Consider the following 15,780-nt stretch of genomic DNA (forward strand, 5'->3'; position numbering starts at 1 on the left):
AAATTAATTCAAATTAAATAAAAAAGAAGTGAAGATGTTGTTGATCTTCACTTCTCTAGGTTAATTGACTAGCGTTAAAGTCATTAGTAATCATTTACATGAATTAGTACCATACAGCGTTAAATCGAAATGTAAATTCTATTTTATTACAGATCCTTTACTGGCTATTACTAGACCTTTTCTTATGGTTTTAGAATTGGTTAGAGCATCAATCATCACTTTCGATACATCAACTCGTAACTTTAGGGAAACCCAGTACTTATTTTACTTGTTCGAGTGGGACTACCTCAATATTACCTCGAACGATATCATCCCTAAGGAAAATAGGATAAACACAGGTCCAATCTAGGCCTGATTGTGCAAGTATTTGTTCTGATATTAATTTGTCCTTATAGACATGTGCTATCATCGTTTTAATTGCAAAACGCAAGAATGGATAGCCAATTTTTTCACCTTCATCGACACCAAAGGCAAAAAGTAAAACAAGTTGCTATACATTTGCCTGTTTCTTAGCATGTACGATGTTTGGTATATTGGTCTGCATAAGACTTTGTGGTACTAAAATACCTTTTAAACTAACTTCTGGACCTATACAACAAAGTACAGTACCTGTTCCATGAAGAGCAGTTCGCAGTTTAGGTACATCGTGTAACTGACCTTTAACAATTTCTAAACCAGTTTGTGGCTGTAAAGTTTCTGGTCTCCTTACATATGCCTTCACTTGATATCCTAATGCTAATGCTTGAGTTATGGCACGTCGACCTTGATTTTTGACACGTGAGGCTTGTTTTATATGAAAAAAACTGGAAATACTAAAGATAATACGATTTGGAAGTGTCGCTTTATGGGGTTAAAGAGAATCGGGAAATGGATTGAAATAGTATGCATCCTAGGGTGCTTCACATTCAGCATCTCAATTATGGCATTTGGTTCAACCATAAAGAAAGAACAAACAGATTTTGGGGAACGAACAATCATTGAAAGTACGGTTGGTGAGTTGTCACACATGGATGGTCTCGATGTGCGAGTCGAACAAATTGTAGTCGAATCCTTTGATTTTGACCATATTTTTAAAAGCACGAAACACGAAGGGTTAAAGAACACTAGTCACTATGTATATGTCAAAGTGTGGTTTAAAAATACATTTGATGAACCGAAGCGAATCGATGACGACTTAATCAATATCACGGATGTACAGGGGTATCGATATAATGCGGTTACGTGGTCTGCAACAGATGGATTAACATTAGATGGTGCCCGAACATTTGAAAACGAACTGATTAATCCTGGGATCGACGTCACAGGCTATGTGCTTTGTGAAGTTCCAAGTAATATCAACCCAAAAGATGTCATCGTAACGGTGAGAAACAAAAGTTGGTTCGCCGATACGTTTGTCGTTGTTAGCGGGAAATAACCTGCAACGAAATGAACTTAACGCAAAAAAGAAGAAGCCCAGCCAATTAAAGATATATAAGACATTTAGTTATTGAAAAATAAAGCCCGTTTCATAGATTACCAAGTAATCATTGATACAGACTATTTTAGTCCTAATGTAACTATCGCATGCTCTCGTATAAAGTCTAAGTCTAGAATTATAATTCTAGACTTTTTTTCTTTATCACATTTCGAAGTAAAAAAATGCAAACCTAGTATGAATAAATAAGCAAATAAAAATGCGAAGGTAAAAGAAGTAAAAACTTTGTTAAAGAAAAAGAAAAACGAACTGACTGGGAATAACACCAGTAAATTTTTGTTTAATTCCTTAATACACTTGATCCTTTCAAATGTCTAATCTTTGAGCGAAAGGATTTAAACATTTAGCCCAGTTGTGAGAAAAATCGCAAAACATAAAATAACAGTATCAGGTTCGTTCGTAAAAAAACTATACCTATCAGATAATTCTAGCACTAGTCCAATAAAAAAATACCGTCGAATGATAGTACAATATATGAAAGCTGTTCCTGGACGAAAAACTGACGTAAAAGTTGCGGAATGGATCGCCCAACTTCTCCGCTATGGGTTGATATTTAGCTGTATCCAACAAACGGCAAAATGATGCCCACAAAAATGAAAGGAATGTGAAAAAAGATGAAACGGAGGAAATAAAGGTAGAGCAGAAGAAAGTTGAATTGGAACCAACTCCTGCTCCGACACCAGAAGAAAATGAACCACCTGAAGAAAGGGAAACAGAAGTCTAATATAAAAGTTGTAAAGAAGTAAAAGCAGCCGGACATGCACCACTCTATAAAAGCGATCCTTGTTATAGTACGAGATTAGACAGAGAAGATGGGAAAACGGGTGTCAAATTAACGTGGTCAAGTGTATCAGGTGCAACAGGATATGAAATCGCGAAATCAACTTCAAAAACTGCCACTTACACTCACTTAGCAGATGTCACACAACCAGTTTACACAACCAGTGGCCTAACGAAAGGGAAAACGACCTACTACAAAGTTCGTTCGTTCAAAATCGTTGGTTCGAAAAAAATCTAAAGAAACTGGACAAGTGTCATCGCGTTCGTTCGTTAAACTAGCATGAACGAGTTGTACACGTAACAAAAAAAAGGTGCTTACTTCATCGCATGATGGGTAAGCACCTTTTTTCATTCGCTAATGAAGAACAGAAGTCTCCGTAGAGGGCTAAAACAACCCTTTTAGACAAATCTGACATGGAAGAAAGGCACAAACAAATCGATGCTTTGTGCCTTTTCTTGTCCTGGAGTAGATGAAAAAGATTAATTGGTCGATTAAATTTGGCTAGAGATATATAGGAATCAATAAATATGGGTAAAATAAGGAAAATTTTTAGGGGGAGGTTGACTTGTGAAAACTAATCAGTTATTAGAAAATACAGAAAAAACACTTCGTGAAATGTTCTTTAATAGTTCTGATTTTAAGTCGACCCAATTTCAATGTGGGGGGCGACAACACAATTTATTCTACTTGGATACAATGATTGAGTCGAAATTGGTACAAGAATATATTATTCAACCGTTACTTCATAAAGAATTTGGTAATGTGCGAGAAAGGGTATCCATCCTTGATTATAGTGAAACAAAAGTTCTTACAGATGTAGCAAATGCAATGGTCGGTGGGAGTACGGTACTTCAAATTGAAGGTGAGTCTATCTTCTATTTGCTGAATACTGAATCGACTAAACAACGTCAAATAAGCATACCACTGAATGAACGGTCACTTAGAGGGTCAAACGAAGCGTTAAACGAAAACCTTAATACTAACCTCAATATTTTGCGTCGGCTAGTGGCAACACCGGACTTAGTGGTCAAAAGCCTTCAAATTGGAAAAAAATCGAATACGAATGTATCTGTTTTGTATTTGCAATCTCTTGCAAATGATGTTGTTATCATGGAATTTGAACGAAGAATTGCAAGTATAGACATTGACTATCTTGAGGCTCCAGGATTTGTACAAGAGTTAATCAATGAAAAGAAATTTAGTCTCTTTCCGAAATATCTTGTATCTGAACGTCCTGACCGTGTTAGATCGTACTTAATGGATGGGAAAATAGCGATTTTGACAGATGGTTCGCCAGATTGTTTGATCCTTCCCGTTTCTTTTTGGGCATTTTTCCAAACACCAGATGATTATCATATTGGCTGGTTAATGGGAAGTGGGTTGCGACTTTTAAGAATTATATCGTTTCTTGTTGGTATTAGTTTACCTGGGTTATATGTTGCGCTGGTTACATTTGATCCGAGAATTATTCCGTTTGAAATTGTATTAACGCTTCAAAATTCAATGTACTATGTCCCGATGCCACCGATTCTTGAAGCCATCACGATGCTTCTTATACTTGAGGTTTTGCGAGAAGCGACGGTTCGTCTCCCAAGTCCGATTGGTCAAACAATAGGGGTTGTAGGTGGGATTGTGATTGGTACGGTAGTTGTGCAGACGAATTTGATTTCAAATATGATGGTAGTTGTCGTTGCACTAACAGCAATTGCGTCGTTTAATATTCCATCGTATGAAATGAGTAGTGCAACAAGATTTCTAACCTACTTTTTTATTATTTTGGCAGCTTGTTTTGGTTTAATTGGGGTTGAAATTGCATTTTTGATTTTAATCATCCATTTATCAAGCTTGGATACGATGGGTATTCCGTATTTTTATGTATGGAATACATGGGGAGCGATTAAGGATACACTTTTTAGGGGTCCGATAGGATGGTTAAAAAAACGTTCGCTGGAAAGTATGGCGAAAGATGAGACAAGAATGAAAACGACAAGTGGGTCAAACAAATGATCCAATTGAAAAAAATTACACTCAATCAGTTAGTTTGTCTACTTGTTATGAATCAAGTTGGTGCATATGTTTTAAGTGTTGCCTATGTGGGTTCTAAACACTCAGGGAGTGACTCATGGATCGTTATACTCCTTGATGGTTTATTTGTACAAATGATGATTTTTATCATCTATCTATTAGCGAAAAGATATCCTGATCAATCGTTACCACAATACATTTTTTTGATTGTTGGGAAACCACTTGGTTCTCTTTTTAATTTATTGTTTGGACTTTATTTTATGTTTGTCAGTTTAATGGTTGTTGTTAGTTATTCTGACATTCTATCCCGTTGGGTCTTAATCGAGACGCCTTGGTTTGTGTTAGTGGGAATGATCTTACTCATCTCGGCGTATGCAGCAACAACACCACTTCGAAGTATAGCAACCACAACACAAGTGATTGCGGGATTGTTTTTGGTGTGTGTTGTCATCATTTTTATCAGTGGATTTGGGAAAGGGGAATGGGATTATTTTCTGCCAATTGGCAGACATGGTATTCAAGGGATTATGGAGGATGCTTATCAAGTTTTGTGGGCATTTGCTGGATACGAACTATTATTTCATCTATTTCCTTATGTAAAAAGAAAAAAAGAAAGTCATATTTTAGTTGCGGCAACATTAACGAATGCAATCACAACATCATTTTATTTGATGATTATCCTCATCGTAAATTATAACTTCAGTGAAAAAAAGTTAGCTACAGTTAGTGAGCCGATTGTATACATTCTCAGAAAATTTTCTTGGGCAATTGTGCAAAGTTTAGACATCGTATTTATGACGATTTGGCTAGCGGTTATTGTATCTACGGTTTATCTAAATTTGTATATGAGTGCACGTCACTTATCATTTTTACGAAAAAAAGAAATACCTAAATACCGATTGTTTGTATGGATTGCAACGATTGTGAGTTTTACAGGAGGCGTATTGGTAGATGATCGACAAATCTTATTTAAGTTGACAACGATTCAAAATCGAAATTCTGCTATCTTCATTGTGATTGTCCCAATTTTGCTTTTTATCATATCAAGTATAAGGAAAAGAGTGGTGTGATAATGAGGAGAGTATTTGTGTTGCTATTATACCTACCGCTTTTAACAGGTTGTTGGGATCGTTTGCCACTAAGAAAATTAAATATGGTCGATATCGCAGCATTTGATATCGACAAAGAAAATAAGGGGTATAGTGCCTATTTTATTAATACAGCACTGAAAGGTGCGGATCAAGGTGGTGTGGAAACTGTACTAAGTGTCAATCAGTTAAAAGCACCTAGTTTGGTCCGAGCGATTGGTCAAGGTCAATATTCCGAAAAAGCACCGTTTTTAGGCATTACGACAAGAACTTATCTATTGAGTCAGGATTTTGTTTTGGCGAACCCAATTGAACAACTTGAATTTCTGCTTCATACTCCATACTCGATCATTAATTGTCCGGTCGTCGTTTTTGATGGTGACTTGAAAAAATTTACGAAAACAGCTGTCAAAGAGAACAAAGAATTAACAGAAGAAATTCAAAATTTTAATAAAGGGTTGAACGTGAACAATATTGTTCCTGAAACAACCATGATGAATTTTTTACAATCAAAAGAAGACCCGTTGGATAATTTAATGTTACCCGTCTTCAAACAACAAGAAGATGAAGGGTTAGAGTTAGGTGGAGCTTTGTTGTTTCGACATGGGGCGAATACAGGAGTGGAACTTAATAAGGAACAAATTCAAATGGTCATGACAATGTTAGGGGAGTTTAAAGGTAGGCAACGATACACGGGCAGTTTATTAGAAGAATCGAAGGGTGCTAAACAAACGGACGAAATGAGCGATAAAAATTATGCTTTTTCGGTTCTACGAGGTAAATCGAGCACTCAGATTACTCCTAATGGTAAAGAATTGCCGAAAATCAAAGTGATTGTACAAATGGATGTAGATGTATATGAGTTAGGAAAAAGTTATCATAAACTGACTGCAAAGTATGTGAATAAAATCGAAAAAGAGTTAAATAAAAAATTTGAAAAAGATGCGTTGTCTGCAATTGAAACAATGCAAAAAGCAAATTGCGACCTACTAAAAATTGCAACAAAAATAAAAGCACACCATCCGAATTCGTGGAAAAAGATGGACTGGAAAAAAGATTATTCTAAATTAAAAATTGTGCCAAAATTCGATATACAAATAATCAATGCGAGCTCGAATTAAAGTAGAAGAAAATTATTTTCTTGAAGAAATCATCGAATGTTTAAAGGGGCTTAACGAAAGGGAAAACGACCTACTACAAAGTTCGTTCGTTCAAAATCGTTGGTTCAAAAAAATCTACAGCAACTAGACAAGAGTCATCGCGTTCGTTCGTTAAACTAGCATGAACGAGTTGTACACGTAACAAAAAAGGGTGCTTTCTCCATCACGTGATGGGGGAACACCCTTTTTAATTTGCGAATTGGTCAATTAAGGTTCACCAACTACATCCACAATGGAGTCAAAGGGATAAATTTGATATGCTTTTAATTGGTGAAAGGATTAAGGCGTTTCACCCGAAAATTTGGAGAAAGTTAAATTGGAAGCGGACTATCCTAATGCAGGATGTTTTTCACATAATAATCGAAGGAGCCTTGCATTGTATCCAAAATACTCAATTATTATAACGGTAGTTTACTATGTTATTTCACAAGCATTGAATTTACAATATTCAAACCAGTTATTTCGCAGTCATTTCTTTAATCTTCTATTCCATCAGATGTCACTAAAAATAAAAATTACATAAAGAAAAATAGAAATAAAATTAATTCAAATGGGGGATGAAAGGAAAATTAAAATAATTTTTTTAGCCTATTAAAAGCTAGTTAACTATGAAAAAAAATTGCAAAAATTATTGTCATTTATGACGACTATACTATAAAATTGTAGATTTCTCGTATAAAAAATAGAAAAGATTAATTTATTAATGTACAGCGACACAAATGTGTTTACTCTTAATTATCTATATACGTTGGTATATCAATTAAAAGTAACATATTTTTGTCGTTGTTTTGCGACACAAATGTGTTTACTCGAGAAAAGTGCGACACAAGTGTGTTTACTTGAAGCACTGTTCTTTCTTTTCCGAAACGACACAAATATGTTACCTCAGAAAATATTTCCTATAATTTTATATTTGATTTGAAGTTTCGTTTAATAAATAATTTTTAGGTGATAAGTAGTAAATTTGAAGGATTCACTTTAAAAAGCAAGAAAGTAATAAAAAAACTTTAATATAAAATAAGAAGAATTAAATAATCGAACTTATGTTTCTGAAAAATGGTATAATTTAGTAGATATTTATTTTATTGTAGATATGTAAGTGAGAAAGCTTGTATTACGGATATGCTATCTCCAATGTGAAAAAAGAATTTATAATACTAATCATTTTTTGAACTTATCGAATACTGTTTATCAATTAAGTTTTTAAGAAAAAAGGAGGGTAAACACTTTGAAAAGTCATGAGGAGTTGTAAAAAAACGAATCAAGGAGCTACTTGAAAGTTATGAGACCTTGTTCGATAGTGTATCGGATCTTATTTTCCAATAATCGGTCCGCTATAAGCATCTCCCAAAATAACCTGGTAGTTCAGAGCAATGTTTGCTACTTAGGTGCTCTGCTTCATGAATCGCAGTCACATAGTCTAGAAGCAAAAGTGTTCCAGCTGATGATCGCAAAAATGAGCAACGTCACACCCAATAGAAAAATTTTTCAGTACAAGTCTGCAATATATAAGTATAGTTAGAATTTTCAAGTATGGTTTTATATACCAAAAGGGGGAAATGCAATGAACAATACAATAGCCTATTTGGAGAACACAATTTTAAAGTATAATGCATTAGACATGCTTAAAGCAATTTTATATGAATCATTTTGGAATCCAGAAAATTTAGTAAACGTTGAAATTTTAGGGAATACTATTATAAATAAAGGATTAGTTAGGGGGAAATACGATTATTCTGAGTCTGGACATAATCGTCTAATAAGATATTCTAGAGAAATAAAGTTAAATCATCTTAAACATTTTAGGGATACAATTGAAAATAATGAATTTTCAGAAAAAGAGTTTAGTAAATTTTATATAGAAATGGTAGCAGTTTTAAAACATCAGCTTTTGAGGGGCGAAGTATATATACAGCAATCTATTGAGGTAGCAAAGGAACTATATTCAGCTTTAGATGAAGAATTTAGAATAATTTACGGCTTTTGTTTTCAAGATGTTTTAAGAATTTTCATTTGGCTTTATAGACATTACAAAAATTTATGCGAAGACTATCCTTTAGATAACACAGAAAAAAAGGACATTCCACAAATCCCCTTTGAAATTGATATAAATAGATTAAAAGCACGTTTTGGCGAGGATATTGTTGAAAAAATCATATCGAAATTTGGTACTACGTTGGATAGTGAAAATGAGCAACAAAATTCTAGTCAAATAGCAAATTTGCTATTAATGTTTCCAATAGTTAAAATTAAAGACAAGATTATTATCCCGACAATTCGCACATTCATACATAATTTATTTAAATTTTTTCATTTTGATTTTGTTTCTGATGTTCCTTTAGTAGCTGACAAAGATCAGAACAAATTGATAAAAGAAAAGTACAATAAATTAAGAGGCGAGCTTCTCGAAAAATTAACTATGCGCTATTTGGGAAGGTTGTTTAAAGAAGAAAATATCTATCAATCCCTGAAGTATGGACGGGACAATGAAGCTGATATTACAGTAGCTGAAAAACAAAACATAATTTTAGCAGAGTGTAAAGGGAAAATATTGACATTGCAAGCAAATCAAGGAAACTACGCAAAAATAGAAAGGGATTTTTGTATGGCAATACAGGATGCATATAAACAAGCCAGTCGTACCGAAAGAGCTATACTAGACGAAGAAACCTTTAGAGATGAAACGGGATATGCTTTTCAATTTTCTAAACCACAAAATATTTACAAATTGTGTATCACATTAGACACATTTGGAAATTTATCTACTCAATTGCAGTTCCTATTGAAGAAGGATCAAGAACACTATCCTTTAGCATGTAATATTTTTGATCTTGATATTATTACTAGGGAATGTATAAATAAAGATGAGTTCTTTGAATATTTAGAAATGCGTTCTAAGGAACATGATTCAAATAATAGTGTAGATGAATTAGATTATTTTATGCAATTTAAAATGAGAAAAAGAATGGAGGAAAATCAGTTTAGCGAAACGGATCTGATTGTAGATACATTTTGTAAAATGGTCTCCTCTAATGGAAATAAACCAATTGTAGTTGGTTATGCTAATGAACTAGATAAAAAGTATGAAACTGTTTCCATGGACTATTTGTTAAGTTGTGATTTATAATCATATAATTAAATACATTATTAATTAATTAATTAATTAATTAATTTGTTGAAAGATAATAAAAATGTAATACCTTTTAGTTAGAATCCAAAAAAAGTATAACAGACATATATTGCAGCTGTTGCCAGATATTCTAGCATGTACCAAGAATTTTCGGAATGATTTGAACCAAAAGGGTTTAAACTGTTACATTTGTGCGGTCGATATAATGCGGAGTATAAAAAAATCTTCGTAAACAAGTCAAAGAATACAATGAAGAACGTTCGATAAAACTGATCCATGTCACAACCAAAACAGTGGAATGTGGGATGGATTTTGATTTTCATGTAGTCGGAAAAGAGTTCAATCGATTTGACGCCGTTGAACAACTTGGTGGAAGTGTCAATCGACATGGACATCAATCTGAACCTGCGCCAGTCTTTTTGTATCGAATAAAGCGTCCTTTAAACCAAGACGAAAAATATTGCGATACCCAACCAGACACCCTTCCATTAGTGAATGAGAAAAAGTATGTCACTTTAACAAGTCGATTATTCGAAAAAAATAAGATTGAATACGGGTTGGAATCGGATCGAATGATGAATGAATGTCACTTTCCGTTAACATTTGAAACATATCGAAAAAAAAATCACGATTATTCAAGCAGATCAATATATGCTTTCGTTTTATATACGTTGACATAAATCAAGAAGCCACGTTAACCGTAGCTAAACATCTTATAGTGATACCGTAACCTGTAGCAAAGTAACTTATAGTAAAGATGAAAATACAAACGGACTTTCCGTATTCAAAACCTTCACGAAGCAAAGCATCTTATAGTAAAGATGAAAATCATGGTGATTTTAACTTAGGTATCTTCACTACACCTGTAGCCAAGGATCTTATAGTAAAGATGAAAAAATGGTGCAATTTGAAGGTATCAACCAACATAACGAAGAATCTTAAAGTATAGATAAAATTCCGTTACCGATAATCATTCATTCGTGTGTGCCTGCAGCAAAGCAACTTATAGTAAAGATGAAAAACAGAGCCTATTTTTTTTAAAGGTTGTATTTTGACTCATTCTATTTGCATAAATTTTAACTGTTTCCAATAAAAGAGTTGTAATCAGTTTAGTTGAAAATAAAAGCCTCTCATTTTTGAGAGGTTTTTATACTTCATTAATGGGTTATCAATGTTTTTAGTATTCATGTTTAGTATAATAAGATTAATCACTTCAGATTCTCGATCATCAATCATATTTATATGGGGGAAACGGAATGGATGAGCAAATAAAAATAGAAATAATTGAAGAGTACGAAAAAGACTTAAAGATTTATGAAGCATTTTGTAATAAAGTAAAAACAAAACTAGAAAATTTACTTTCAAAACATTCGATTCATTATCTTACGACTAGTTCCAGAGTTAAAAAAATCGATTCAATCATTCAAAAATTACAATTGATTAAAATAGAAGAGAATCAAAGTATAATGAAAATTGATGATTTGATAGGGTGTAGAGTTATCTTTTATCTAGATAGTGAGATAACTAGATTTTTCCAATTCTTACATAATGAATTTGATATAGTCAAAAGTAATATTCGTCACTCCGAAGATGGGTACAATGCTCATCATTTAGTAGTTAAATTAAAAAATGAACAATTGAGCGTTACTGAATGGACTTTTTTTGAAGGTATTTTATGCGAAATTCAGTTAACAACAGTCTTATTTCATGCATGGTCGGAAATTTCACATAAAATTACATATAAATCACCCGCTGAACTGAAACAATTTAATCCTGAAACACTTAATTCTATTGATGATCAGTTAAAAGATATTATGAAAAGTTTTATTAAACCTGCTAATTATCGCTTTGAATTTATCAATAGCGAATATGTTAATTTGCAAAACGGAGTAAAAATATTCGATATCAAATTTTTAAATCTAATTTTAGAATCAAAAGACCTGAATGAAATGTATGAACGTTTATCTTTATTAGCACAAAATGTTTCAAAGTATGGTGATAAATTCCCATCAGAAATAAAATCCATTGATTTTTTGAAATCCGTAATAGTGAGATCGAAAAAGTTAAAATCAAAGATTGATCGCACGTTCGGATTTGGATATGAGCATCATCATATTATTAACGAATGTATAGAAATGACCAATTATATTAAATACAAATATCCTCAACAAGTTTTTGCTTTGTTAGTGGATTTAGCATTAAATAAAAATAAACAAATAAAAGATAAAGCTGAAAATCATTTAAGAAATATGTGTAAATATTACTTAAAGGTTCTACAGCAGGTAGGAATTTCAGTTCAATGCCTCATTTTAGATGAAGTGAAAAAGTGGAGCAAAGGTAAAAAGCTAAAAAGACTAAGATTACTTAAAATTATTCTTAGTGAAATTTTAAAACTAGAATACGAAGTTACATCCATGAACGATTACAATTCAATCAGTTATGGACATGGTTTATTAAAAGTGCAAGATCAATTAAAAAAAATTAGAGATGAAGTAATTCAATTTTTAATGGATTTGTATAGTGAAACAATAGATGTAAATGAAATGGTATTCATTATTGAATCTCTAAATGAATCAACAAATACTCCGTACCGAGGAAATTATGGTGATGAAATCGAAGAAATGGTTAAGAACAATACCAGATGTATCATTCAATGGTATCTTTCCCTCCTTGACCAATACAATTTACCGTTTGAAGTAATGAAGGAAATCGATAAACAGGTAAAATGGTTTAAAAAAAGACATGGAACTATTAAAGAAATATTTGAATTAGAAAGAAATTTACATTCAAATGGCAATTATAAAGTGTTTAGGGTATTAGTTGGATACGATCATGATTATTCTGAAGTATTGGAGTGGAACGAGGCTAAAATAGATAGAATCAATCAAATTGAAAAATTTTCAAAAAACATTACAAAAGAAAACCAAAAAGACTGGATGGAAATTATTATTCGAGTAATGAAAAGTTGGAATATAAGTAACCAAGGAGAGTATGTATACTTTCATAAATTCTTATATTCTACCGCATTAGTAAATCCAGAATTTGCGAAATTGTTAATTGGAAATATGGAGAATATATTAAAAAATGTACTACATCACCTTATGGCTGGATTATGGGATTCTGATATTAATTATGTTAAATCTAAAGTAAATCAGTGGATTAATGTAGGAGAGAACTTGTTGGATTGTGTGGGTATTTATTTTTATTCAGATGTTATAGAATTACCTATTACAATTTTAAGTGAAATAAGTGTAAAGGCAATCGAAATAAAAAACACTGCTATTTTAAACGAAATAGTTAGGATTGCTACAAAGTCAAAATCAAATTTAAGTGAAAATAAGCAAATTTTCCTAAATACGATTACATCATTGTCAAATCTAAAAAACTATTGGTGGACAAATTATTTATGGCTTGAAAAGGGCTCAATATTAAACACATTTGATGAATCTGAGGAACAATTGGTTCTGATTTCGCTTTTAAACTGCCCTCAGATTGATTATCATGTGGAACAGATTTTAATTCCTATTGCTGATTCTAACCCAATTAAAATATTGCAGTTTTTTGAGAAACGAGTACAAATTGAAAATAGAAAGAAAAACGTCTGGAAAAAAAACTATGATGCATTGCCTTATAAATTTGAAGCGATTGGTGAAATCTTAAGGAAAAAAGGAGATATTGTTATCCCAGTAATCTTTTTATGGTTTAAGAAAAAACATTGGAAATTTCAATGGATAGCAAGTAACTTATTGCAAAAAATCTTCCCATCTTTTGATGAAAAATTAGAAAACTATATTCTAAATGTTCTTTCATCAAAAAAAGTTAAAGATGCTAAAATCATATTAAATATCTTAAAACACTATAATGGAGATCGTTCCACTCATAAAGTTTGTCAAGAGTTTGTAGTAGTTTTTAATAGTAATTCTGAGTTACTACATGAACTTATGATAATTATGTCAGGTACTGGGATTTTGTTAGGGGAATATGGTTCCGTTGATGCATATAGTCACAAGAGAAAAGAAATTGGAAAATGGAAAAAATCGAAAAATGTACACATTAAGGCTTTTGTAAAAGAATATTACGATTTCTTAAATAAACGGATTAATTCGGATAAGAAAAGAATAGATGCGGAAGTACATTTAAGAAAATTAGAATTTGATTTTGAAACACATTAACAATGATTAAAAACTGAGAGAAGTGATTTTCTCCTTTCGCTGTACATACATAGATTAAGAAAGATTCTTCAAAACGATACAAATCTGTTACTTAAGAAATTGTTTTTATTAATTATGAATGGCGTTTATGAAGAGGAAGAGTCCAAAAATTTATAAAAAATGAAGTAATTAGTTTATACTATATTTAGAGAAAATCGCAAAAAGGAACATCAATTGATGTTCCTTTTTGCGATTTTTATTATTTTCCTCTGAATCCTTTTTTTGTTGATAATATATAATTGCCGCAAGTCCAATCGTAAGAAGTGAACTACTAGCAATAGGCAAGAAGGCCTAAAAATTACCTTGTATAGTATATGCAATCATTCCCAATATGAAACCCAAAAAGTATAGAAAAATTGCTCTTCCAAAACAATTCTGTCAAGATTTTTGAACTTATTACTTCGTGGAACAAAAAGATCCAAAAAAATCTTTAATACTGCTAATAACATTAGCAACATTAATCCCTCAAAAAAAAATTGAACATGAAAAACATCCTATATCGTATTTGAAAATCGACTTTGAAGAAGTCTAACTAAATATCCTTAAATTTTTGTTAATAAAGTAAAAACTGAACCATATTTAGGAGTATAAATGGAGCTTTCATAAAGTAAATTGTTTTCATCTGTGTTCTTTAACCATGTTTTTGAAGGAACTAAGCCTTCACTTCTCACTTGCTCAGTAGTAGAAGATGATAAAAGTTCAAATGCTTTACTTTGCTGATCTAACTCTTGATTTTTATCGATCATCATCTTACCAGAAAATACTTGTTCAACTTTAAAATTACTTGACTTTACAACGGCAAAACGGTCCTTATCATATTCCACAAGTCGATTACAAAGCACATTTAATGATATTTCGTATTTTTCTTTGGCTAACTGCTCTAATACTTTTAAGCTAACATTCCCTGCACTAAATTTTGATAAATCTTTTTCTAAAATCTCAGGTGGAGCAATTAAACTAGTAGCAAAGGACATTGCTTCTATTTCTACAACTTCATCTGTTGTGACAGTAGATTTCCCATCTTTTCGATAATAATATGATGTTTGGGTATGCCATGGAATTAAATAATTACCAATTAAATTAGTAATAGCTAATTTTACTCGTGCGTCCTTGTCTTGATTTTTTTTATCTTTTTGCTCAAGAATGATCGTATGACTATTCTTTAATAAAAGCCCTTCTGCTTTACCCTCCAAGTTACTCCAAATAATAGTTAATTTTAGTTTTTTAGCAAGATCATAGATATCTACAGGGAATTGTTTATCTAAAATTACATCAAACACATGTTGTGCATATTGTTTTGGCTCCGCTGCAAAAATTCCTAAAGTATTTTGATAACCTGAAGTCAAAAAAACATAATCTAGTATCCGTTGTCTTTTTTCATGATTTAAACTATTAAATACTTTTTGAAGAACTTTACTCATTGGCTCATTGACTTGTTCTTCTGGTCCATTACCTGACACTAAGTAGTCAACAGTAACGTGTAAAGCATGGGAGAGTTTGACTAATGCATCATATGAAGGATTTCTAAGACCGGATTCATACTGGCTTATAGCTGGTGCTCGTAATCCAGCCCTTTTAGCTAATTCGGTTTGATTTAGATTTAACTCCTTCCTCTTTTTAATAATTCTCTCCATTATTGACATTTGAATTATCCTCTCTTTAATAAAACTGTTATTTTTAAAATAACATATGTAATTTTGTATTGACAAGAAATATAACGCTTGTTATTCTAATTTTAACAAATGTTATTCTATTTGTAGTCAGTGTTATTCTTTTATAACTTTAGATTCTTAATTGAGAACGTAATGCTAACATATTTGTAACATTTTAGTAATTTGAATTTTTAGACAAATTGGATAAGTGTAAAAAAATTATTATAATACCTAACTATTTAAAGCTTATAAGAATGGA

At 31.9% G+C, this 15,780-nt stretch carries 7 protein-coding genes and 3 pseudogenes; 8 read left to right on the forward strand and 2 right to left on the reverse strand.

Annotation, left to right across the window (positions count from 1 at the left end; all coding sequences use genetic code 11):
* Positions 1–259: 259 nt before the first annotated feature.
* Positions 260–823: pseudogene (locus ACFVR2_RS07390) on the reverse strand (SDR family oxidoreductase).
* A 21-nt stretch (positions 824–844) separates the two neighbouring features.
* Between ACFVR2_RS07390 and ACFVR2_RS07395 the strand changes: the two are divergent.
* The 8 genes and pseudogenes from ACFVR2_RS07395 (at position 845) to ACFVR2_RS07430 (ending at position 13,830) form a co-directional block, all read left to right on the forward strand.
* Complete coding sequence (locus tag ACFVR2_RS07395; RefSeq protein WP_387360278.1) at positions 845–1,414, forward strand: hypothetical protein; 570 nt, start codon at positions 845–847, stop codon at positions 1,412–1,414.
* A gap of 796 nt (positions 1,415–2,210) precedes the next feature.
* Positions 2,211–2,492 (forward strand): annotated as a pseudogene (locus ACFVR2_RS07400) (excalibur calcium-binding domain-containing protein); the annotation flags it as partial.
* 330 nt (positions 2,493–2,822) lie between these two features.
* Positions 2,823–4,262 (forward strand): spore germination protein, encoded by a 1,440-nt coding sequence (locus ACFVR2_RS07405; RefSeq protein WP_387360280.1) that lies wholly within the window; start codon positions 2,823–2,825, stop codon positions 4,260–4,262.
* Complete coding sequence (locus ACFVR2_RS07410) at positions 4,259–5,350, forward strand: GerAB/ArcD/ProY family transporter (protein WP_387360282.1); 1,092 nt, start codon at positions 4,259–4,261, stop codon at positions 5,348–5,350. Before ACFVR2_RS07405 ends, ACFVR2_RS07410 begins: the two co-directional genes overlap by 4 nt.
* Positions 5,351–5,367: 17 nt before the next feature.
* Positions 5,368–6,489, forward strand: coding sequence for a Ger(x)C family spore germination C-terminal domain-containing protein (locus tag ACFVR2_RS07415; protein ID WP_387360284.1), 1,122 nt, complete (start codon positions 5,368–5,370; stop codon positions 6,487–6,489).
* Positions 6,490–8,092: 1,603 nt separating this feature from the next.
* Positions 8,093–9,655, forward strand: coding sequence for a hypothetical protein (locus ACFVR2_RS07420; RefSeq protein ID WP_387360286.1), 1,563 nt, complete (start codon positions 8,093–8,095; stop codon positions 9,653–9,655).
* A gap of 245 nt (positions 9,656–9,900) precedes the next feature.
* A pseudogene (locus ACFVR2_RS07425) lies at positions 9,901–10,338 on the forward strand (hypothetical protein); the annotation flags it as partial.
* A 576-nt stretch (positions 10,339–10,914) separates the two neighbouring features.
* A complete protein-coding gene (locus ACFVR2_RS07430; protein WP_387360288.1) occupies positions 10,915–13,830 on the forward strand; it encodes a GTP pyrophosphokinase in 2,916 nt (971 codons plus the stop codon).
* 581 nt (positions 13,831–14,411) lie between these two features.
* Here ACFVR2_RS07430 and ACFVR2_RS07435 read toward each other — a convergent pair.
* Complete coding sequence (locus ACFVR2_RS07435) at positions 14,412–15,512, reverse strand: helix-turn-helix domain-containing protein (RefSeq protein WP_387360290.1); 1,101 nt, start codon at positions 15,510–15,512, stop codon at positions 14,412–14,414.
* Positions 15,513–15,780: the final 268 nt, after the last annotated feature.

This window comes from Gottfriedia sp. NPDC057991 (assembly GCF_042886615.1).
Classification (GTDB): domain Bacteria; phylum Bacillota; class Bacilli; order Bacillales; family Bacillaceae_G; genus Gottfriedia.